This is a genomic window from Rossellomorea vietnamensis, from assembly GCF_025398035.1.
GTDB classification, from domain to species: Bacteria; Bacillota; Bacilli; order Bacillales; family Bacillaceae_B; genus Rossellomorea; species Rossellomorea vietnamensis_B.
On the sequence record NZ_CP104558.1, the window covers coordinates 3,510,345 to 3,533,122 of the forward strand.

Consider the following 22,778-nt stretch of genomic DNA (forward strand, 5'->3'; position numbering starts at 1 on the left):
ATGGACTTTCGTCTTAGCGAAGACATTCAATTTTTGAAAAAAGGTGTACGTGATTTTGTCCAAACAGAAGTAGAGGCTGTGGCAATGCAAATCGAACAAGAGGATAAAATCCCCGACCGGATCAAAGAAATGTCAAAAGAACTGGGCCTGTTCGGATTAAGCATTCCGGAAGCCTATGATGGGCTTGGGATCGGGATGGTGGGAAAATGTGCACTGTATGAGGAAATCGGAGCTACTCACAACGGTTATACCACTCTGATTGGGGCGCATACGGGGATAGGGACGGTTGGTATTGTAGAAATGGGCACCGAGGAACAAAAGCGTAAGTATTTGCCTGCCATGGCAAGGGGTGAAAAAATCGGGGCGTTTGCGCTGACTGAGCCAGGTGCAGGTTCTCATGCCACGAATCTAAAAACATCGGCTGTAAAAAAGGGAGACAAGTACATCTTAAACGGTACGAAGCATTATATTACAAACGCGACAGAAGCGGATATATTCACGGTGATGGCTGTGACAGATCCGGATAAGGGTGCAAAGGGCATTACATCCTTCATTATAGAAAAAGAATTCCCGGGGTTTCATGTCGGGGCAGTGGAGCGGAAGATGGGGCTCAGGGGATCACATTCTGCTGAAATCATTTTAGAAGATTGTGAAGTACCTGTTGAAAACGTATTGGGAGAAGAAGGACAGGGATATGTTAACGCACTAAAGATCCTGGCAAACGGACGTGCCGGATTGGCAGCCCGCAATCTTGGTTCGTGTCAGAAACTTCTGGATTTAACTGCAACGTATGCGCAGGAACGTATTCAATTTGATGTTCCGATTTTCGAACATCAGGCCGTATCTCATATGATAGCTGAAATGGCGGTGGATGTTGAGTCACTGCGATCATTTACATATCGGGTAGCATGGATGGTCGATGAAGGAATGAAAGTGATTAAGGAAGCGGCCATGCTGAAACTCTTTGGCTCAGAAGTATACAACCGCGTGGCAGATAAAGCTGTTCAAGTCCACGGAGGGATCGGGTATATTGCAGATTATCCAATTGAGCGTTTTTTCAGGGATGCCAGAATCACAAGGATATATGAAGGAACATCTGAAATTCAGAAAAACATCATAGCTGGGCAATTAAAGAAAGAGTATAGCTGACGAGTGCAGGGGGGAGAAAAAAGATGCGAGAGGAAATCGTCATTGTGAGCGCTGTCCGGACGCCGATTGGCCGCTATGGAGGTGCTTTAAAAGAAATCAGCTCCGGTCATCTAGCGAGTCTTGTTATAGAAGAGGCAGTAAAGAAAGCGGACATAGCGGCTGAACAAGTTAGTGAAGTCATTTTAGGAGAAGTAAGACAATCAACGGAATCATCGAATGTTGCGAGAGTAGCGGCATTGAGGGTAGGGGTACCTGAGACTTCACCAGCCTTTACCGTCAACCGGTTATGTGCATCAGGCATGCAGGCCGTCGCCTCGGCTGTCCAACAGCTTGAATCCAACCAGGGGACAATCGTTGTAGCAGGTGGCACAGAGAGTATGAGTCGTGCACCTCTATATCTAAGAAATACCCGCTTCGGAGGAGACCGGTCCATCTTGGTAGATTCAAATAAAGAAAATGGACAGCAGCCACAAGATATCTATGGACACAGACTCGGGATGGGAATCACCGCCGAAAATGTTGCGGAAAGATATCATGTTTCAAGAGAAGATCAGGATGCCTTTGCAGTAGAAAGTCAAAAAAGAACGGCTAAAGCGATGGAAAGAGGAGAGTTTGAAGAGGAAATTGTCCCGGTTACGACCCAGCATAAAAAGGGAACTTTCACAATCGATCGCGACGAGCATCCCCGACCGGAAACAACGATTGAGAAGTTGTCTGGTTTAAAGCCCGCTTTCAAAGAAAATGGAACGGTTACAGCAGGTAATGCCTGCGGTCGAAATGACGGGGCTTCGGCATTGGTGTTAATGAAGAGAAGCGAAGCCTCACGATTGAACATTAAACCGCTTGTAAAGGTAGTAGATTGGGCAACGACAGGAGTTTCTCCCGAAGTGATGGGGATCGGTCCGGTACCGGCTGTGAGGAAACTTCTGCAAAGGACAGGTAAGAAAGTAGAAGATATCGGGCTTTTTGAGCTCAATGAAGCCTTTGCTTCTCAAGCGTTGGCCGTCATTCGGGAGCTGAAACTTGATGTGAACAAAGTGAATGTAAATGGAGGGGCGATTGCCCTTGGTCATCCTGTGGGAGCGACCGGGGCCAGGATCGTCACCACCCTATTGCATGAAATGATCAAGAGACAAGAAAGATATGGGATCGCGACGCTTTGTGTAGGCGGCGGCCAGGGTATGGCGATTATGCTAGAAACCATTTTATAGATTTTAAACAAGGAGAGGATGTTATGAAGCAACCTGTTATTGTATCCGCCGTTCGGACCGCCATTGCCAAACAAGGAGGGACTCTTGCTAATATGGATCCTTCCATGTATGGAGCTGCTGTGATGAAAGAAGCGATTCAGCGTGCCCATATAAGGGCAGAGGATATTGAGGATGTCATCTTCGGGAACTGTCTTGCCGGGGGAGGGAATATGGCCAGACTGACTCTGCTTGAAGCCGGTTTACCTCTGTCCATTCCCGGCATGACCATCGATCGTCAATGTGGTTCAGGACTTAACAGTATTGGTCTTGCAGCTGATCAAATCCGGGCAGGGCGCGGAGAGGTCTTTCTTGCAGGTGGAACGGAAAGCATGTCACGATCACCATATTTACTTGCACCCCAAAGCAGACCCTATGATCGAATGCCTCCTCAATTTGTAAAAAGAAAACTATCGCCAGAACGTATCGGTGACCCTCCTATGGGAATAACAGCGGAAAACTTAGCTGAAAAGTATGAAGTAACCAGGGAGGAACAGGATTCATTTGCATACGAAAGCCAACAAAAGATGGCCAATGCAATCAATAGTGGATATTTCAAGGAACAGATTGTCCCAATTTCGATTACGAATAGAAAAGGAGAATCCTATTCTTTCAATCAAGATGAACATGTTCGTCCGAATACGACATTAGAAGATTTATCAAAGCTTTCTCCCGTATTTAAAAAAGGGGGAAGTGTAACGGCTGGGAATTCTTCCGGTGTCAATGACGGGGCATCAGCTGTTGTTCTTATGTCAGAAGATCGAGCTATTGAAAAGGGAATTGACGTATTGGCGAAAGTAAAGGAGTGGGCAGTTGCAGGAGTAGATCCAAATATAATGGGGATCGGGCCAGTCCCCGCTGTTCAAAAAGTGCTTCAGAGAACAGGTCTCTCCCTTGAAGATTTCGATTTGATTGAATTTAATGAGGCGTTCGCTGCTCAGGTGCTTGCCTGTCAGAGGGAACTGTCTATGGACATGAAGAAAGTGAATGTAAATGGAGGGGCCATTGCTCACGGTCATCCGATCGCAGCAACAGGATCCATGCTCATTACAAAGTTAGTATATGAAATGGAAAGACGTGACGCAAAACGTGCGCTTGCAGCTGCTTGTATAGGCGGAGGGCAAGGGATCGCGTTAATACTTGAACGATAAAGAAATGAAGAATGGAGGGATATAGGTATGATTACATTTGCAAATATAGACATGATCAAAAAAGGACAGCTCGCTTATATCGTAATCAATCGTCCTGAACAGAGAAATGCTCTGACAAAAGAAACATTAGGAGAAATAACAGAGGCTTTAGAAGATATAAGGAAAGATGAATCGATAGCATGCTTGATCTTTACAGGGCAAGGAAATAAATCGTTCGCTGCAGGAGCTGATATTGGCCAGCTGCGTGAAAAATCGGCGCTTGATGCGTTAAGTCCAAGCGGAATGCAAGATGTGTACAATTTAATAGAGTCTTTCGAGAAGCCTACTATTGCCATGATTAATGGCTATGCTTTGGGAGGCGGATGTGAATTAGCGATGGCATGTGACATACGGGTCGCCTCAACCACTGCCAAGCTTGGTTTGCCGGAACTTAATCTATCCATCATCCCCAGTGCGGGAGGAACGCAGCGCCTGGTCAGGATCGTCGGCAAAGGAAAGGCCCTGGAAATGATATTGATGGGCAAGTTGATAGATGCGGAAGAGGCGCATCGAATCGGTCTTGTATCAGAAGTATCCAATCCTGAAGACCTTGAAGAAAAGGTAGAAGAAGTGGCGGGTCAAATCCTGTCAAAAGGCCCTTTAGCTGTAAAGTTAGCTAAAATTGCGGTGAATCTGGGATCCGACGTGGATATGAAGACAGGATTGATGATTGAAAAGCTTGCTCAGGCTGTCCTCTTTTCTTCAGAAGACAAAAGAGAGGGAACGACGGCATTTCTGGAAAAACGAAAACCAGAGTATCAAGGCAGATAAAAAGGGGGAGGCGAACGTTGCCAAATACAATAGAAGACATCCGAGAAAAATTTAAAGATAACCCGTTTTTTTCGCATATAGGGTTTGAAATCGTGCATTTTGAAGAAGGAAATGTGAAAATCAAACTGGATATTAAAGAATATTTACTAAATATAAATGGAACCCTTCATGGAGGTGTTCATGCAACCATGCTGGATTATATTCTTGGCATGGTCACGCGGTCCGTTACGAAGGCAAAAGTAGTGACAACGAATTTAACCGTTCATTATCTTTCCAGTATTTCAGAAGGTGAAATCTTCGCAGAGGCCAAAGTTCTTCAGCAAGGATATAAACTGGCTTTCACTGAAGGGGAAATTAAGGATAGTCAAGGTAATATTCTGGCAAAGGGAATTGGCACGTTCAAGCTTGTCCGTGATAAGTGATTTTTTTGGTTTTTTTTCAGTAAGCGTTTACAAAGCTAGCTCCTTTTTTGAACTATATAAATAATAACGAAGAAAAGAGGGATTCATATGCGGTGGTTTGTTCTTCTAATGTTATTTTTCGGTGCAGTGATAAATTTCGCTGATAAATCAATCATCGGGCTTGCGGCTCTTCCCATTATGAAAGAACTGGATTTATCCTATGCGGAATGGGGACTTGTTGGGAGCAGTTATTACTGGCTTTATCCTGTCACAGGTATCTTTGGAGCTGCTTGGGCCGATCGAATTGGGGCCAAAAAGGTCCTTGGATTATTAATGTTAACATGGGCCATCCTTCAGTTTGGCGTGTTAGCGATTGCTGCTTTACCACTACTCGTTATATACCGGGTATTATTGGGGGCATTCGAAGGCCCATTCAGTCCAGTGGCCTACAATCACGCGGATAAATGGTTTCCACCAAGACAAAGGGGATTTGCCAATTCTGTTGTTGTGGCTGGTGGAACTGTGGGAGCTATGATTGCAGCACCCTTGCTCGTTTTCTTGATTACCCAATTAGGATGGAAATCAGCCTTCGCATGCCTTGGGGTGGCGAGTATCGTATGGTTCTTCTTATTTCAATTTTTCACTAAAGAAAGTCCTGTGAAAAAATATCAGGATGTTCAACAGAAAAAGAAAGAAAAACTTGGTAAAATAAACGTAAAGGATTTTTTAAAGCTTCTTGGTTCTCCTTCTGCTTTATTTACAACACTGGCTTATTTTTCAACTTATATCCTCGTGGTCTGGTTTTCGGTTTGGTTACCCATTTATCTAGTAGAAGCGGTAAAAATGTCTCCGGCAGAAATGGGATACAGCGTAGCCGTAATTGGAATTGTTTCTGTCCTTATTTATACAGGAGTGTCAATGTTGTCGGATTATTTATTCAAGAAAAGCGAAAACTGGCGGGTATCAAGGGTATTTGTCGTTGCCGGAGCAATGATCTTTGGAGCCGTGTTGCTGGCGTCGATCACCATTTTTCAAAATCCGGTATGGGTCATCGTTGCTATGTGTTTAGCCAAAGGGCTGACCTATTCGATTTTACCTATTGGACCAACCGTTATGATTAATGAGTGGCCGGAGCGTGGTGCACTGATGACCAGCATCTTAACGTCTTCAGGCAATATCGCAGGGATCATCGCTCCAATGTTGACTGGTTATATAGTCGGACTGGCTGGAGCAAATAAAATTGCAGGTTATAACTTATCAATCATGTCTATGGCCGTTCTTGTTCTGCTTTTTGGAATATTGTTTGCACTTTTTGTTAAACCGTCAATAGCCAAAAATAAGGTTGAACTGCATAATAATTTATCAGAAAATTCTAATATTAAGTATTCGTGAACAAGGATTCGTCCGGATGAACACGTGGAAGGCTTAAACTTTCCCTTAAACGTTTCTCGATTCAGCTGTGTACCCTGGAAGTATGCCCCATATGAGGGCATGCTTCTTCTTTTTAAGACAGACTAATGTAAAAAGATCTATGAAAGCTGACAGGTAGAATTGAATTTTAAGAGGAGGAAAAAAGATGAAAACACGTATAACAGAACTACTGAACATTCAATACCCTGTTATTTGCGGAGGGTTATACAGAATTGGCCGTGCTCCATTAGCAGCTGCTGTTTCAGAGGCGGGAGGACTCGGGATCATGACCTCTGCCACTTTTGAAACAGCGGAGGAACTGCGTCAAGAAATAAGAAAAGCAAGAGAATTAACAGAAAAGCCGATTGGCATAAATATCAACTTATTTCCCAGCGTGAAGAAAATGCCGAACGAGGCATACATAGATGTATTGCTGGATGAAGGGATACGTATTGTGGAAACCTCTGGAAGAAATCCTGAACCATATATGAAGATATTAAAAGATAATGACGTAACAGTTATTCATAAAGTAGCAGGAGTAAAATATGCCAAGACTGCCGAGAGAGTGGGATGTGACGCTGTAACTGTAGTGGGGTTTGAAGCCGGGGGTCATCCAGGGATGGAGGATGTGGGGAATATCGTTTTAGTTCCCCAGACAGTGGATGCAGTATCTATTCCTGTTCTTGCAGGTGGTGGGATTGCAGATGGCCGCGGCTTGGCTGCGATGCTTGCTTTAGGAGCAGAAGGCATCGTAATGGGTACGAGATTCTTGGCTTCACAAGAAGCAATGGTCCACGACAATGTGAAGAGGTGGATGGTACAAGCTTCAGAAATAGATACGGCATTGATTCAGAAATCAATCGGTTCCACTTCGAGAGTGGGCAGAAATTCGGTTGCTCTTAAAGTGCTGGAAGCGGAAAGTAGAGGAGCTACATTGGAGGAACTCTTACCTTTCATTTCTGGCCAGAGGTCTGCAAAGGTGTTCAACGAAGGAGACCTCGATGGGGGTGTCTTTTCATGTGGCCAATCCGTAGCAAGAATCCGGGAAATTCAAACTGTAAAAGAAATCATTTCAGAGGTGGTAGGTGAAGGAAGGCAAGTAACGGACAGAATGAGAAACATTTGGAGTGATACTGATCAACTGGAGACAACCCAATAATTCGTTCTTCTCCTTTTTCTTACAATTTAGAATTCTTTGTAAGGTTTTCTAACATAATAGTCCAAATCCCCTGGCAGGACATGTATAATCTAGATATTCCCTGCTTAGGAGGATGAGTCAGCCGTGGATAATGAACCTTCCTATAAAGATAAAAAAGTGATATCAATCGGAGTCGTGAGCGAACTGACCGGGTTGACCGAAAGAAAGATCCGCTATTACGAAGAGAAGAATCTGATCTTTCCACAGCGCTCCAACAGGGGATATCGCAAATACTCCTTTTCCGATGTGGAACGATTGATGGATATCGCCGACCAGCGTGAAGAAGGGGTCACGACGAAAGAAATCAAACATGAACTCACCATAAAAGAGAGAAAAGAAGCGAAGAAAAAAATGATCAAAGGCCAGCTGAATGCACAGTTTGGGGTGCAGAAGAAGTGAGGAGGGACGGACCTCTGGATGTTTGGAGAGCTGTCTATGTGAATATCTCCGATCGATCTTCCAAAAATAAACAGGGTTATAACCCCTCCAACAGGGAATAACGACTATTATGAAAGTCATCTCAGTTTATATCGGAAGGTCGGATCATGAATGAAAATGTTAAAAATCGCAGGGGTTGTCGTACTGTTTGCTCTTATTCCCATCGTCTACTTCAGTTTTTTTGCAGATGAGACAGAGTCATCTTCAAAGAAGCGGGTGATTGCATTGGGGGATTCCCTCACTTACGGCTATGGTGATAAGAAGGAAGCAGGATACATCGGGCGGTTAGAAGAGAAAGTAAACAAAGAACAAACGAAGAAGTCGTATAACTTCCAAAACCTAGGGATACCGGGGCAGCAGTCGGATCAGTTACTCGCACAAATCGTAAAGCCCGAGGTTGCCGAGGATTTAAGTGAAGCGGATGTATTTATCATCAATATTGGAACCAATGATTTAATCAAGAACAATGGTGGAGACTTGTTCCCTTTGCACCATGATGAGATCATGGATGCGAAAAAGGACTATCTCGATCATCTTGATAAGATCCTGAATATTACCGGGACAGCGAGCAAAAAAGCGGATATCATCGTGTTGGGATTGTATAATCCGTACCCGGATAAAGACAGCGATAAAATCGAAGCATATGTGGATGATTGGAATAAGTCGATAAAGAAGGAAGCAGAAAAACATGAAAATGTGAAATTCGTATCAACCAATCCATTATTCAAAGGAAAGTCCAAGGAAAACTATTTCCATGATTCCCTCCATCCTAATGGGAAAGGATATGAATTAATGGCAGATCAAATCATGAAAAATTATGACTTTTAAGCTTAGTTTTACAGGATTCGTGAGGATTCGGGAAGATTTGCACAACCACGTTTGTAACATTAACAATTCCGTAATACCGTTTTAAATCTGTTGTAACACTAGTGAAACAATTTTCGGGTAATATAGAAAATAAGAAATTGACCCCCTTTTAAGTAATAAATCCCGTAGATGACACAGGAATCGCCTGTGTCTATTTTTTTTGCCTTTTTCCTGTTATAGTGACTGGGGTATACCTGTACCATTCATTTGCAGTCTCCTCAACATGTCAAAACCTGTCCCAATATCTTTCGATTTTAATCGACACGTTTTCCGGCAGGCGGAGACATTGTAGCTTGTCTGCAATCATAGTATAATGTAAGGAATGAAGTTGACTGTAATCGGGACTGATGCATCGCTCCCGAATCATCAAGATTGAGGTGAAGGTAGTGCAACGTGTCACAAATTGTTTATATCTGGATGGAGACAAAGTGCTCCTTCTCCAAAAGCCAAGAAGGAACTGGTGGGTCGCCCCGGGCGGGAAGATGGAGTCCGGTGAATCAATCAGGGATGCCGTCATCCGGGAATATCGCGAGGAAACGGGCATCTATTTAAAGAATCCTGATTTGAAAGGTGTCTTTACGTTCATTATTAAAGACGGTGATCAAATCGTTTCGGAGTGGATGATGTTTTCTTTTTTCGCAACTGAGGCGGATGGAGTCAACCTTCAGGAATCCGCAGAAGGTAAGATTAAATGGCATCCGATTGAAGACATCAAGGATTTACCGATGGCTGAAGGAGATTATCATATTCTGGATTATCTATTGCACGGAAAGAATACGATTTATGGGACATTTACCTATACTCCTGATTTTACATTATTATCTTATCGACTGGATCCAAGTTAAACAACGAACTTTATATATAGACTATTACGATAAAAGCGGGGGAAGAGCATGAGTACAGGTTCGACAAACGATGTTCAATTGGTCATCATAACGGGTATGTCCGGAGCTGGCAAAACCGTTGCCATTCAAAGCTTTGAGGATTTAGGATTCTTCTGTGTGGACAATCTGCCGCCCACTCTTCTTCCAAAATTTTTGGAACTGATGAAAGAGTCCGGTAATAAAATGAATAAGGTCGCCCTTGTCATGGACCTCAGGGGAAGGGAATTCTTCGATCATCTATTTAAGGCATTGGATGAACTGGCGGAAACGTCATGGGTATCACCCCAGATCCTTTACCTTGACGCAGATGATTCATCCCTGGTGAGACGGTACAAGGAAACACGCCGTTCACATCCATTGGCGCCATCAGGCCTGCCTCTTGAAGGGATCCGACAGGAAAGGGAGCTCCTCGAGGAATTAAAGGGGCGTGCCCAGCTGATCTACAACACTTCCACAATGAAGCCAAGAGAACTTAGGGAAAAGATTCTAACGGAATTCTCGGTGAACAAGAAAACGATCTTCACGGTGAACGTCGTATCCTTCGGTTTCAAACACGGTATTCCCATCGATGCCGATCTGGTGTTTGATGTGCGCTTCCTCCCGAATCCCCATTATATCGATCATATGAGACCGAAAACGGGATTGGATGAAGAGGTATCGACCTATGTGTTGAAATGGAATGAGACGAATAAATTCATCGAAAAGGTAACCGATTTACTTTCGTTCATGCTTCCCCAATACAAGCGTGAAGGCAAAAGCCAGCTTGTTGTGGCCATCGGATGTACGGGCGGACAGCATCGTTCCGTTGCGCTGGCAGAGTATCTTGGACATCATTTTGAAAAAGACTACCAAACAAAAATTTCTCATCGAGACATCCAGAAGAGAAAGGGTCTAACAACATGACACATACACCCAAGGTCGTCGTGATCGGGGGAGGGACCGGCCTGCCGGTCCTCCTCAGGGGATTGAAGCGACACCCGATTGATATATCGGCCATCGTCACCGTCGCAGATGACGGTGGCAGTTCCGGCCGTTTGCGGGACAGTTTGGATATTCCGCCTCCGGGAGATATACGGAATGTCCTTGCCGCCCTTTCTGAAGTAGAGCCACTGGTTGAACAAATGTTTCAGCATCGTTTTGAAACGACGAATGAACTTTCCGGTCATGCACTGGGAAATCTGATCATTGCGGCACTCGCCTCCATCACTGGGGACTTCGTTCATGCGATCCAGGAAATGAGCAGGGTGTTGAATGTGAAGGGAAAGGTGCTTCCATCCGCGAATCAGAGTGTCATCCTGAAGGCTGAAATGGAGGATGGGACGATCGTGACGGGGGAATCCGCCATTCCTAAAGCCGGCAAGAAGATCAAACGTGTCTTCCTGAAGCCGGACAGCATCAAGGCATTAGGTGAAACGTTGCGGGCCATCAAAGAAGCCGATTTAATTGTGATGGGACCGGGAAGCCTATATACTAGTATCTTACCCAATCTTCTTGTTCCCGGAATTGGCGAAGCCGTCTGCAAAGCGGAAGCCAAGAAGATGTATATTTGCAATATCATGACCCAGGCAGGGGAGACCCTGGATTATTCAGCAAGCGACCACGTGAAGGCGTTATACGATCACTTGGAAACTCCGAGCATTGATTATATCCTGGTAAACAAGAAACAGGTGCCAAAAGAGGTGCAGGAAAGATATATTGAAGAGCAGGCGAGCCCCGTTCATTTCGATGTGGATAAATTAAAATCCATGGGCTTGGAAGTGATTGCAGAAGAGATCCTTTCCTATGACAATCATCTCGTTCGTCATAACACAGAGAAGGTCGCGGATATTATTTATTCTTATTTGAAAGATTCAACCAACTGATATACAACGAAAATTTCTTGTGTATAAGGTTGTGCAAGCGTTTGCTAGGAGGTGATGGGGATGTCGTTTGCGTCTGAAACAAAAAAAGAACTGACCAATATTGAAGTAAAGGACTGCTGTGCAAGTGCAGAGCTTTCCGCATTGATTCGGATGAATGGTTCATTGTCCTTCTCGAATCAAATGCTCGTCGTCAATATTCAAACCGAAAACGCCGCCATTGCCAGAAGAATCTATACACTGATCAAAAAAGGGTACGACACCCCGGTAGAGCTTCTGGTACGGAAGAAAATGCGGCTGAAGAAAAACAATGTGTACATTGTACGAATCAAAGAGGATACAAAGATGATCCTTGAGGACTTGAAAATACTGGGTGAACATTTCACCTTTATCCATAATATAGCGGAAGACCTGATCAAGAAGAAATGTTGCAGGCGCTCGTACCTGCGGGGAGCGTTCCTTGCCGGCGGATCGGTCAACAATCCGGAAACATCATCGTATCATTTAGAAATCTTTTCTCTTTATTCTGAACACAACGAGGCGTTGTCCGAGCTGATGAATTCCTTTGGCTTGAACAGTAAGACCCTTGAACGGAAAAAAGGCTTCATTACGTATTTGAAGGAAGCGGAGAAGATCACGGAGTTCCTGAATATCATAGGGGCACACAACGCCCTGCTCCGATTTGAGGATGTACGGATCGTCCGTGATATGAGGAATTCCGTTAATCGTCTGGTGAATTGCGAGACGGCTAACTTGAATAAAACCATCGGTGCTGCCTTGAGACAGGTAGAAAACATCAAGTTTATCGAAAGACATGTAGGATTGCAGGTTTTACCCGATAAACTAAGGGAGATAGCAGAGCTTCGAGTGAACTATCAGGATGTCACGTTGAAAGAACTGGGGGAAATGGTGTCAGGCGGCACGATCAGTAAATCGGGAATCAATCACCGCTTACGGAAAATCGATCAGCTGGCAGACAAGTTACGAGCGGGAGAAAAGCTCAATACCTAACTAAGGACAAAGGGGAGAGAAATGAATATGGTGGAAAAACAAGTAGAAGTGAAATTAAAGACGGGTTTACAAGCACGACCGGCAGCACTATTCGTACAGGAGGCAAATCGCTTCTCATCTGAAATCTTCTTAGAGAAGGACGGGAAGAAGGTCAATGCCAAAAGCATCATGGGCTTGATGAGTCTGGCGATCTCCACCGGCTCTGCCATCACATTGGTAGCGGACGGAAGCGACGAAGAAGAAGCGCTCGTTGCCCTTGAAGGATTCGTGCAAAAAGAAGCGTAACACCAACTTCACAAAAAGCCGATGACCAGGGAGTGGTCACCGGCTTTTTCTATTGGGTAGGGAAGACGATAAAACCCCCTTCACGGAGTACGGAAAGGGGGTTTTATGGTTCTTACTTATTATTATCCATTTCGTTACGTGTGATGATGCGGTCGATCAATCCGTATTCAAGCGCTCTTTCAGCTGTCATGAAGTTATCGCGGTCTGTATCTTTTGAAATTACTTCAAGAGGTTGACCAGTGCGATCAGCAAGGATTTGATTCAATTTTTCACGAAGGAATAGAATACGCTTTGCAGCGATTTCAATTTCTGTCGCCTGACCTTGAGCACCACCAAGTGGTTGGTGAATCATCACTTCGGCGTTAGGAAGGGCTAGGCGCTTGCCTTTTGCTCCAGCTGCAAGAAGGAACGCTCCCATTGAAGCCGCCATACCGATACAGATCGTTTGAACATCAGGCTTGATGTATTGAATCGTATCGTAAATAGCCATACCTGCCGTGATGCTTCCGCCAGGAGAGTTTATGTAGATTGAGATATCCTTCTCCGGGTTTTCAGATTCAAGGAAAAGAAGTTGTGCTACAATGGAGTTCGCCACATTGTCGTCAATGCCGCTTCCAAGCATGATGACACGGTCTTTCAATAAACGTGAATAAATGTCATACGCACGCTCACCGCGGTTTGTTTGTTCAATAACTGTAGGAATTAAATTCATCCTCGTTCCTCCTTAGATATCTTTTATTTTTTTAGAGTTACTTATTCACTTTGTACTGTTATCATACACCCATGGTCAATAAAGGTCAAACTTAACGCTTCCTTATTTACCCTGTATATAAATCCTTTCTACATGATACCCATTCATACCTTTTTTAAACGGCACACAAGTTGTAAAGTTTGTTGTATTAGTGAGTTGGTCAAGTCAGTTCTAGTTTGAATATTAAAAAGAATAAGGATAGATCGTAGACCGTTTCTTTCCGCTGCAGGCACTTGCTTTCCGGCGGGGAGGGAGTCGAGCCTCCTCGGGCTTGTGCCCTGTGGGGTCTCGACCTTCCCTCTAGTCCCGCAGGAGTCAAGTGCCTTCCGCTTCAATCCACTCTTTGGTTCTTTAATAGGGTAGATAAAGAGTAAAGCAGATCGTGTTAGAGTTCACTAATTACAAATAAATTCCTACTTCACCTTTTAAAAGATATTAATGGATAATCTAAAAAAGAAGTAAACGATAATATCTATTGCAAACAAGCAATATCTGGCTTATAATATATATTCGTGACGGTTATTCATTTCATGCCCTCGTGGTGCAACGGATAGCACGTAAGATTCCGGTTCTTAAAATGGGGGTTCGATTCCCTCCGAGGGCGTAGTTGAAAGAGAGATATGAAGGTGTTTCTACAAGTTAATAATTTGTGGAAGCACCTTTTTTCGTTCTTGATATAGTGAAGAAGAACAATCTAAAATTGGGATGGTGGCTTCGTATGAAAGATTTTATAGCTTTTGATTTTGAAACGGCTAATCGTGCAAGACACAGTATATGCTCAGTCGGAATGGTGTTTGTAGAAAATGGTGAAATGGTTGATTCCATTTACGAATTAATCGATCCGGAAGAGGGATTCGATAGGTTTAATATCAGCATACATGGAATTACACCACAAGATGTCAAAGGTGCAATGACGTTCGATGCTTTCTATCATTCTATCAAGGACAAAATTGAGAATAAGTTGATGATTGCTCATAATCTTTCCTTCGATGGGTACGCTTTGAGGGATAATTTAGCCCGTTATGAAATGAAGCCTGTGTACAACCAATTTCTCTGCACATATCAAATGTCCAGGAAAATGGTGAAGGGTCTTCCTGCCTATCAGCTTTCCTCTCTTTGCACTTATTTTGGAATCGAATTAGATCATCACCATCATGCTGCAGATGATGCGAAAGCATGCGCTCAAATAATGCTAAAACTAGCAGAAGAGTACAATATTACGGACTTTGATTCCCTCTACCATAAGACTCGAATCAAACCGGGTGAAATATCCGAAGGCATCTATCGCTCTTCTCTAGTAAGTAAATCTGCTAAATAACCCAACTTTACGGAGAACCTTAATCTTATAATGAAATTCAATTGTGGCATCCTCCAGAGTGCTTTTTCATTATTCTATTGAATATAAAGTAAGGGAATGGTGTTTATATGGATGGAGTACACCTACACCCTTACAGTTGATTGAAGCGGAAGGTGCTCGACTCCTGCAGCGGAAATCAACCACCACACGCTCAGTGGAATTTTTTGAAAAATATCATATACATAATACTACCAACGAATTCCCATTAACGAACCACCAATTTTATTGTAGAATAGATAAATGGGAGGTTAGTAATCATGAATTTGAAAGCAGGACTTTTTCAACATCAACAACTGAAACTTCAAATGACTCAACAGCTTTCTCAAGCCATCACCATCCTCCAATATTCTACGATGGAACTGAATGCTTACTTAGAAGCTAAGCAATTAGAGAACCCCCTTATACAAATAGAACCGCCTAAACAAGACTCCCTCTATCAACGAGAACCTTATACGTATAAACGAAATGCCGGCAATCCCGGGAATACGGTGGATTGGTATGAATATGTTTCCGTGCCGACGAGAACCCTTGCGGATGCCTTATCTGTTCAAATAAATTTGAAATCGCTTACTTCTTTCGATCGGAAAATACTTGATGAATTAATATGCAGCTTGGATGATAACGGTTATTTAAGAGTGGAAGAACCATCCTTCATGCAAGAACATGGTTTGGAAGGGGCTCAACTGGAAACCTATATTAAGAAGATTCAGGAGTTGGAACCGGCTGGGATAGGAGGGAGGACTCTGCAGGAGTGTATTTCCCTTCAGTTGCAGAGAAAAGCAGATGTTCCCCCTTTGGTGAAGCAGATTGTAACCGATCATTTTCAAGCCTTCGGGGAAAAGAAGTGGAAAGCGATCAGCAAGGAGCTTGGGGTTGAGCTGAAAGACATCCAGCAGGCTGCTGATTTCATCCAACACTGTAACCCGAGGCCGGGATCGAAATATTCCCAGCATATCGCTGAATACATTACGCCTGAGCTTGTGGTGAACGTGATCGGCGGGCATACCGTGGCCGTATCGTTATATGATGGGACAACCGTTAACGTCACGTATAATGAAGAGTACACCGATTTCATGAAAGATCACCCGGATAAGGAAGTCCAAACCTATCTTCAAGAGAAGGAGCAGGATTTCCGGTGGCTCCTGCAAAGTTTACGACAGCGGAAACAGACGATCTTGAAAGTCGGGAAGATACTTGCTGAGAAGCAGAAGTCGTTCTTTTTGGAAGGGCCATCTGCGATCCAGCCCCTGACGTTAAAGCAGGTGGCTGATGAAATCGATGTACATGAATCGACGATCAGCCGCGCCGTGAAGGGGAAGTATATGCAAACCCCCTTTGGGATCTTCGAGTTGAAGTACTTCTTTACCTCAGCGATCAAATCGGTCAAACTGGAGGATTCAGAAGCGGCTTCTGCCCGGACTGTGAAAAATGAGCTCCAGAAGCTGATTGATGAAGAAGATAAGAAAAAGCCTCTATCAGACCAGAAGATTGTGAATCTACTTTTGGATAAAGGCTATGATGTTTCCAGAAGGACCATTGCCAAATACCGTGATCAAATGGGGATCACTTCTTCGACGATGAGGAAGAGATATGAATAGAAGATAGAATGTAGAGTGTACCGGGTACACAATGGTTGGTTTGTACCAGGTACACCGAAGCCGTTTTGTACCAGGTACAACAATCAACGAAATGTACCTGGTACAAAAACAACCTCCCAACCTAACCCAACCTACAACTAAAACAAAGCGAGGCAACAATATGAAGCAAGTCATTTTCTACACACGCACACAATGCGGACTATGCGAAGACGCAAAAATCACCCTGAAACTGCTTCAGGATGAGATGGGCTTTTCCATTGAAGAACAGGACATCGATAAAAGCGATGACCTCACAGAACGTTTCGGACTGATGATCCCGGTCGTGGAACTGGACGGTGAAATCCTTCAGTATGGGCAGATTGATTATTTTACGCTCAGCAAGCGTTTACATGAAAAAACCCGATAGTTTCTAGTTGAATTACGATTCATACCCTGATAAAATAAGACTTGTAAGCAGGGATGAATTTTTTTTGGAGGTAGTGGGACACAATATGTCTATGTGGGACCAAATGAGTCCAACGCATCCACGCACTTCATTTGAAGGAGCTTTTAACTATGGAATCTTTAATTGACATACAAAAGCGATTATTACCTGACCTGCTTGAGATTATGCAAAAACGGCATCAAATTCTACGTTCCATCCGGTTCATGCAGCCTGTCGGACGCAGAAGTCTTGCTCAGAATATGGGCCTGACGGAACGCGTACTGAGAAGTGAAGTGGAGTTCCTGAATAATCAAGATCTCATTGATATTAAAACTTCCGGGATGATCATGACGGAAGAGGGTATCCAGCTTTTAGAGAATCTTGAAAGCATGATGAGAGAGATTTCCGGAATCAACGTAATGGAACAGGAATTAAAATCGTTACTTAATCTTCATGAAATTGTAATCGTTCCGGGGAATAGTGATGAGTCACCTTGGGTAAAAGAAGAATTAGGGCGTGCATCAGCTGCTAGTATGAAACGCCGACTTAAGGGAAATACTATCATCGCTGTGACTGGAGGTTCGACGATGGCAGCCGTAGCAGAAAGGCTGACACCCGATTTCTCTGACGAAACCTTGTTCGTTCCTGCTCGGGGTGGAATTGGGGAAGACGTTAAGAACCAGGCCAACACCATCTGTGCCAAGATGGCTGAGCACACAGGGACGCGTCATCGTGTTTTATATGTGCCGGATCAGGTTAGTAAAGAAGTATATAAGTCCTTCTTGAAAGAACCGATGATCAAAGAGGTACTTAATTTGATCAAATCCGCCAACATGGTTCTCCATGGAATTGGGGATGCTATCACAATGGCAGAAAGACGGAAGACCACGGAAGAAGATTTCGAGAAAATCACCGGGGGTCACGCCGTCGGGGAAGCATTTGGTTACTATTTTGACGAAGCAGGTGAAGTGGTACATAAGGTGCCGACGATCGGCCTGCAATTAGAAGACTTAAGTCACATCGAGAACGTCATCGCCGTCGCTGGCGGCAGTTCGAAGGCGAAAGCGATTCGGGCGTATATGAAGGGCGCTCCTCACAAGACCGTGCTCATCACGGATGAAGGAGCAGCGAGAGAGCTTTTAAAAGGGTAAGCCCTTTTGAAATATAAAAAAATCATCCTTAACTATCTAAAGGAGGAAATTATTCATGGCAACAAAAATTGGTATTAACGGATTTGGACGTATCGGACGTAATGTATTCCGTGCAGCACTTAAAAATAACGACGTAGAGGTAGTAGCAGTTAATGACTTAACTGATGCAAACATGCTTGCTCACCTTTTACAATATGATACAGTTCACGGAACTCTTCAAGAGAAAGTAACTGTTGACGGTGACTACCTTGTAGTTGGCGGTAAGAAAGTAAAGGTACTCGCTGAGCGCGATCCTGCTCAACTTGGTTGGGGAGATCTTGGTGTAGATATCGTTGTTGAATCTACTGGCCGTTTCACAAAGCGTGCTGACGCTGCGAAACACATCGAAGCCGGCGCGAAGAAAGTCATCATTTCTGCTCCTGCATCTGATGAAGATATCACAGTTGTTATGGGTGTTAACGAAGATAAATACGACGCGGCTAGCCACGACGTTATCTCTAACGCATCTTGTACAACAAACTGCTTAGCGCCATTCGCGAAAGTTCTTAACGATAAATTCGGAATCAAGCGTGGAATGATGACAACGATCCACTCTTACACAAACGACCAACAGATCTTAGACTTACCACATAAAGATTACCGTCGTGCACGTGCAGCTGCTGAGAACATGATTCCAACAACTACTGGTGCTGCGAAGGCTGTATCTCTTGTACTTCCTGAGCTTAAAGGGAAACTGAACGGTGGAGCTGTTCGTGTTCCAACTCCAAACGTTTCTCTAGTAGACTTAGTTGCTGAACTTGATAAGAACGTAACGGCTGAAGATGTAAATGCAGCTCTTAAAGAAGCTGCTGAAGGCGATCTTAAAGGAATCCTTGCTTATAGCGAAGAGCCTTTAGTATCAACTGACTACAACGGTAGCCCTGCTTCTTCTACAATCGATGCACTTTCTACAATGGTGCTGGAAGACAACATGGTGAAGGTCATCTCTTGGTACGATAACGAGAGCGGATACTCTAACCGTGTAGTAGACCTAGCTGGTTATATCGCTTCAAAAGGACTTTAATCCTTAAAGTTTTAAAAATTGACATCATTAGCATGGTGATTGATGGATAAATTTTGTCCCACCATCTATAATGAAGATGTGATGAAGGGGAGCGGGGAAGATTCCCCTCTCCCTTTTCTTATTGTTATTTCTATTATTTTGAAAAAGATGTAGAAATTGAGAACTAAAGGAGGCCTTTACGATGAACAAACAGTCGATCAAAGATGTCGATGTAAAAGGGAAACGCGTATTTTGCCGGGTAGACTTCAACGTACCGATGTCTGAAGGCAAGATTACAGATGAAACCCGTATTCAAGCTGCACTTCCAACTATTAAGTATTTAGTGGAAGGCGGAGCAAAAGTCATTCTGGCTAGTCACTTAGGCCGTCCGAAAGGTGAAGTGGTGGAAGAGCTGCGTTTAACTCCAGTAGCTGAAAGACTTTCCGAACTTCTTGGTAAAGATGTAGCCAAAGCGGATGAAGCTTATGGTGAAGCTGTTCAATCGAAGATCAGCGATATGTCTGAAGGCGATGTCCTTGTATTGGAAAACGTACGCTTCTACCCTGGTGAAACAAAGAATGACCCAGAGCTTGCGAAAGAATTTGCAGCATTAGCAGACCTTTATGTGAACGATGCATTCGGTGCTGCTCACCGTGCGCATGCTTCCACTGAAGGAGTCGCGAAGCACCTTCCGGCTGTAGCAGGACTACTGATGGAGAAAGAGCTTGACGTATTAGGAAAAGCCCTATCCAATCCGGAACGCCCATTCACGGCCATCGTCGGTGGAGCAAAGGTAAAAGACAAAATCGGTGTCATTGACAACCTGTTAGATAAAGTGGACAACCTGATCATCGGCGGAGGACTTGCTTACACATTCGTGAAAGCCCAAGGCCATGAGGTAGGAAAATCCCTTCTTGAAGAAGATAAAATTGATTTAGCGAAGCAATTCATGAAAAAAGCAGAGGACAAAGGTGTTAAATTCCTTATGCCTGTTGATGTAGTCGTTGCTGATGACTTCTCAAATGATGCAAATACGAAAGAAGTGGACATCGATTCGATCCCTTCAGATTGGGAAGCACTTGATATCGGACCTAAGACGAGAACTCTATTCCAGGATACGATCAAAGATTCTAAGCTTGTGATCTGGAACGGACCGATGGGTGTATTCGAATTAGAAACATTTGCAAATGGAACGAAAGCCGTAGCGGAGGCGTTAGCCGATGCAACAGATACATATTCTGTTATCGGTGGCGGTGACTCGGCAGCAGCCGTAGAAAAATTCGGATATGCTGATAAAATGAGTCATATTTCTACAGGTGGTGGAGCATCACTCGAATTCATGGAAGGAAAAGAACTTCCTGGAGTAGTGGCTCTTAACGATAAGTAATCGCTTCATCAAAGACCAACATCTTGCTGAACCGATATGAAAAACAGAAAGGATGAGGACAATGCGTAAACCGATTATTGCAGGTAACTGGAAAATGAACAAAACGCTTGGAGAAGCTAAATCCTTCACTGAAGAAGTAAAAGGACTTGTGCCTGATCAAGAAGTAGTGGATTCTGTCATTTGTTCACCAGCCCTATTTTTAGAAACCCTGGTGAACTTGACGAAAGATTCAAAAGTGGCTGTAGGTGCTCAAAACATGCACTTTGAAGAAAATGGAGCGTTCACAGGAGAAGTTAGTCCTGTAGCCCTTTCTGACTTAGGTGTACAATATGTCATCCTTGGACACTCTGAACGTCGTGAAATGTTCAACGAAACAGATGAGTCAGTGAACAAGAAGACTCTTGCTGCTTTCAAACACGGTTTAACACCGATCGTTTGTGTAGGTGAAACACTTGAACAACGCGAAAACAATGAAACAAAAGATCTTGTCGGAACTCAAGTGAAAAAAGCACTTGCAGGTCTTTCTGAAGATCAAGTGAAACAAACTGTGATTGCTTATGAGCCAATCTGGGCAATCGGTACTGGTAAATCGTCTACAGCGGAAGATGCGAACGAAGTATGTTCCCATATCCGTCAAGTGGTTGCAGGAGAATTCTCTGAAACAGCTGCAGACGCAGTGCGCATTCAATACGGCGGTAGTGTAAAGCCTGCTAACATCAAAGAATACATGGCTCAATCGGATATCGATGGTGCCCTTGTAGGTGGAGCAAGCCTTGAACCACAAAGCTTCCTTCAATTGTTAGAAGGTGCTAGTAACAATGAGTAAGTCACCAGTAGCATTAATCATCCTGGACGGCTTTGCCTTCCGTGATGTGAAAGAAGGAAATGCGGTCGCTCAGGCAAACAAGCCGAACTTTGACCGCCTGTGGAATCAATATCCACATAATCAACTGACAGCATGTGGCGAAGCGGTGGGACTCCCTGAAGGTCAAATGGGGAACTCCGAAGTGGGTCACTTGAATATCGGTGCAGGACGTATCGTGTACCAAAGCTTGACGCGTGTGAATCTGGCCATCCGTGAAGGGGAATTCGAACAGAATACGACGTTCCTGGATGCCATCAATCATGCAAAGGAAAAAGGCACGAATCTTCATATCTTCGGACTGCTTTCGGATGGCGGAGTGCACAGCCATATCGAGCATCTTTATGCCCTCTTAGGTTTAGCGGCCAAAGAAGGAATGAAAGATGTTTATGTCCATGCCTTTCTTGACGGTCGAGACGTCGGCCCTCAAACGGCGAAGAAGTATATTGAAGACGCTGAAGCAAAAATGAAGGAAATCGGCGTCGGACAATTCGCAACGATTTCAGGTCGTTACTATTCAATGGACCGCGATAACCGTTGGGAACGAGTGGAGAAATCCTACCGTGCCATGGTATATGGTGAAGGCCCAAGCTATCAGGATCCAATCGAACTTGTAAACGATTCGTATGAAAATGGAATCTATGATGAGTTCGTGATTCCATCTGTGATTACAAAAGAAAACGGAGAGCCTGTCGCAACGATCAAAGACGAAGATGCAGTCATTTTCTACAACTTCCGTCCGGACCGTGCGATCCAGATCTCGAATACATTTGCGAATGCAGATTTCCGTTCATTCGATCGCGGAGACAAGTTCCCGAAAGATCTTCACTTTGTCTGCCTGACACGATTCAGTGAAACGGTTGACGGCTTTGTTGCATTCAAACCGACGAACCTTGATAACACGCTTGGTGAAGTCCTTTCTCAAAACGGACTGAAGCAATTGCGCATCGCTGAAACGGAGAAATACCCTCATGTCACGTTCTTTATGAGCGGTGGACGTGAAGAGGAATTTCCAGGTGAAAAACGGATCCTGATCGATTCTCCTAAAGTGGCAACGTATGACTTGAAGCCTGAAATGAGTGCATATGAAGTGACGGATGCACTACTTGAAGAGATTCGTGAAGATCGTCAGGATGCGATCATCCTGAACTTTGCCAACCCTGATATGGTCGGTCACTCAGGTAAGCTTGAGCCAACGATCAAAGCAATCGAAACAGTGGATGAGTGTCTAGGGAAGATCATCGACCTCATCACGGAAAAAGGCGGTACAGCCATCATCACGGCAGACCATGGGAATGCTGATGAAGTGGTGACGGAAGAAGGCACTCCTATGACGGCTCACACAACGAACCCGGTTCCTGTCATCGTGACAAAAGAGGGCGTGGAGCTTCGTGACGGTGGAATCCTTGGAGACCTAGCCCCGACCATGTTAGATCTATTAAATGTAAACCAACCAGACGAAATGACTGGAAAATCATTAATTAAAAAATAAGGAG

Annotated in this window: 23 protein-coding genes and 1 tRNA gene; 23 read left to right on the top strand and 1 reads right to left on the bottom strand. The window is 44.1% G+C overall.

Going from position 1 to position 22,778, the window contains the following annotated elements:
* The 14 genes from N5C46_RS17880 (at position 1) to N5C46_RS17945 (ending at position 12,710) form a co-directional block, all read left to right on the top strand.
* On the top strand, positions 1 to 1,149 hold the full coding sequence (locus N5C46_RS17880; protein WP_261749658.1) for an acyl-CoA dehydrogenase family protein: 1,149 nt from the start codon (positions 1 to 3) through the stop codon (positions 1,147 to 1,149).
* A gap of 23 nt (positions 1,150 to 1,172) precedes the next feature.
* Positions 1,173 to 2,360, top strand: a complete 1,188-nt coding sequence (locus N5C46_RS17885; RefSeq protein WP_261749659.1) for a thiolase family protein — start codon at positions 1,173 to 1,175, stop codon at positions 2,358 to 2,360.
* 23 nt (positions 2,361 to 2,383) lie between these two features.
* Complete coding sequence (locus tag N5C46_RS17890) at positions 2,384 to 3,547, top strand: thiolase family protein (RefSeq protein ID WP_261749660.1); 1,164 nt, start codon at positions 2,384 to 2,386, stop codon at positions 3,545 to 3,547.
* A gap of 30 nt (positions 3,548 to 3,577) precedes the next feature.
* Positions 3,578 to 4,357 carry an enoyl-CoA hydratase/isomerase family protein gene (locus tag N5C46_RS17895; RefSeq protein WP_406688093.1) on the top strand — a complete coding sequence of 260 codons (780 nt, stop codon included), beginning with the start codon at positions 3,578 to 3,580 and terminating at the stop codon, positions 4,355 to 4,357.
* Between the two features lie 17 nt (positions 4,358 to 4,374).
* Positions 4,375 to 4,779, top strand: coding sequence for a PaaI family thioesterase (locus N5C46_RS17900; protein ID WP_261749662.1), 405 nt, complete (start codon positions 4,375 to 4,377; stop codon positions 4,777 to 4,779).
* Positions 4,780 to 4,866: 87 nt separating this feature from the next.
* Entirely contained in the window at positions 4,867 to 6,150 is a 1,284-nt protein-coding gene (locus N5C46_RS17905; RefSeq protein WP_261749663.1) for an MFS transporter, read from the top strand.
* Between the two features lie 184 nt (positions 6,151 to 6,334).
* Positions 6,335 to 7,327 carry an NAD(P)H-dependent flavin oxidoreductase gene (locus N5C46_RS17910; protein WP_261749664.1) on the top strand — a complete coding sequence of 331 codons (993 nt, stop codon included), beginning with the start codon at positions 6,335 to 6,337 and terminating at the stop codon, positions 7,325 to 7,327.
* Positions 7,328 to 7,450: 123 nt separating this feature from the next.
* The gene (locus tag N5C46_RS17915) at positions 7,451 to 7,765 is read left to right on the top strand and encodes a MerR family transcriptional regulator (protein ID WP_034764248.1); all 315 of its coding nucleotides are present in this window, start codon (positions 7,451 to 7,453) and stop codon (positions 7,763 to 7,765) included.
* A gap of 150 nt (positions 7,766 to 7,915) precedes the next feature.
* On the top strand, positions 7,916 to 8,632 hold the full coding sequence (locus N5C46_RS17920) for a GDSL-type esterase/lipase family protein (protein WP_261749665.1): 717 nt from the start codon (positions 7,916 to 7,918) through the stop codon (positions 8,630 to 8,632).
* Positions 8,633 to 9,057: 425 nt separating this feature from the next.
* Positions 9,058 to 9,516, top strand: a complete 459-nt coding sequence (locus N5C46_RS17925) for an 8-oxo-dGTP diphosphatase (protein WP_261749666.1) — start codon at positions 9,058 to 9,060, stop codon at positions 9,514 to 9,516.
* A gap of 48 nt (positions 9,517 to 9,564) precedes the next feature.
* Positions 9,565 to 10,458 carry an RNase adapter RapZ gene (gene rapZ / locus N5C46_RS17930; protein WP_034764245.1) on the top strand — a complete coding sequence of 298 codons (894 nt, stop codon included), beginning with the start codon at positions 9,565 to 9,567 and terminating at the stop codon, positions 10,456 to 10,458.
* Complete coding sequence (locus N5C46_RS17935; RefSeq protein ID WP_261749667.1) at positions 10,455 to 11,417, top strand: gluconeogenesis factor YvcK family protein; 963 nt, start codon at positions 10,455 to 10,457, stop codon at positions 11,415 to 11,417. Before rapZ ends, N5C46_RS17935 begins: the two co-directional genes overlap by 4 nt.
* A 60-nt stretch (positions 11,418 to 11,477) precedes the next feature.
* Positions 11,478 to 12,425 (top strand): DNA-binding protein WhiA, encoded by a 948-nt coding sequence (whiA, locus tag N5C46_RS17940; RefSeq protein WP_034764240.1) that lies wholly within the window; start codon positions 11,478 to 11,480, stop codon positions 12,423 to 12,425.
* A 27-nt stretch (positions 12,426 to 12,452) separates the two neighbouring features.
* Entirely contained in the window at positions 12,453 to 12,710 is a 258-nt protein-coding gene (locus N5C46_RS17945) for an HPr family phosphocarrier protein (protein ID WP_060672665.1), read from the top strand.
* A gap of 112 nt (positions 12,711 to 12,822) precedes the next feature.
* Here the strand turns inward: N5C46_RS17945 and clpP are convergent, their stop codons facing one another.
* Positions 12,823 to 13,422: an ATP-dependent Clp endopeptidase proteolytic subunit ClpP gene (gene clpP / locus N5C46_RS17950; RefSeq protein WP_034764224.1), complete on the bottom strand. Its 600-nt coding sequence runs from the start codon at positions 13,420 to 13,422 to the stop codon at positions 12,823 to 12,825.
* A gap of 571 nt (positions 13,423 to 13,993) precedes the next feature.
* Between clpP and N5C46_RS17955 the strand changes: the two genes are divergently transcribed.
* From N5C46_RS17955 to gpmI, 9 genes are all read left to right on the top strand, one after another.
* Positions 13,994 to 14,065: transfer RNA gene (locus N5C46_RS17955), tRNA-Arg, on the top strand.
* A 114-nt stretch (positions 14,066 to 14,179) separates the two neighbouring features.
* Positions 14,180 to 14,779 (top strand): 3'-5' exonuclease, encoded by a 600-nt coding sequence (locus N5C46_RS17960; RefSeq protein WP_261749668.1) that lies wholly within the window; start codon positions 14,180 to 14,182, stop codon positions 14,777 to 14,779.
* A gap of 296 nt (positions 14,780 to 15,075) precedes the next feature.
* Entirely contained in the window at positions 15,076 to 16,416 is a 1,341-nt protein-coding gene (gene rpoN / locus N5C46_RS17965) for an RNA polymerase factor sigma-54 (protein ID WP_261749669.1), read from the top strand.
* 160 nt (positions 16,417 to 16,576) lie between these two features.
* Positions 16,577 to 16,822 (top strand): glutaredoxin family protein, encoded by a 246-nt coding sequence (locus N5C46_RS17970; RefSeq protein ID WP_261749670.1) that lies wholly within the window; start codon positions 16,577 to 16,579, stop codon positions 16,820 to 16,822.
* A gap of 149 nt (positions 16,823 to 16,971) precedes the next feature.
* A complete protein-coding gene (locus tag N5C46_RS17975; protein ID WP_098439085.1) occupies positions 16,972 to 17,991 on the top strand; it encodes a sugar-binding transcriptional regulator in 1,020 nt (339 codons plus the stop codon).
* Positions 17,992 to 18,046: 55 nt separating this feature from the next.
* Positions 18,047 to 19,054, top strand: a complete 1,008-nt coding sequence (gene gap, locus N5C46_RS17980; RefSeq protein WP_044338275.1) for a type I glyceraldehyde-3-phosphate dehydrogenase — start codon at positions 18,047 to 18,049, stop codon at positions 19,052 to 19,054.
* Between the two features lie 181 nt (positions 19,055 to 19,235).
* A complete protein-coding gene (locus tag N5C46_RS17985; protein ID WP_261749671.1) occupies positions 19,236 to 20,420 on the top strand; it encodes a phosphoglycerate kinase in 1,185 nt (394 codons plus the stop codon).
* Between the two features lie 61 nt (positions 20,421 to 20,481).
* The gene (gene tpiA, locus N5C46_RS17990) at positions 20,482 to 21,246 is read left to right on the top strand and encodes a triose-phosphate isomerase (RefSeq protein WP_261749672.1); all 765 of its coding nucleotides are present in this window, start codon (positions 20,482 to 20,484) and stop codon (positions 21,244 to 21,246) included.
* Positions 21,239 to 22,774 carry a 2,3-bisphosphoglycerate-independent phosphoglycerate mutase gene (gpmI, locus tag N5C46_RS17995; RefSeq protein ID WP_254652316.1) on the top strand — a complete coding sequence of 512 codons (1,536 nt, stop codon included), beginning with the start codon at positions 21,239 to 21,241 and terminating at the stop codon, positions 22,772 to 22,774. Before tpiA ends, gpmI begins: the two co-directional genes overlap by 8 nt.
* Positions 22,775 to 22,778: the final 4 nt, after the last annotated feature.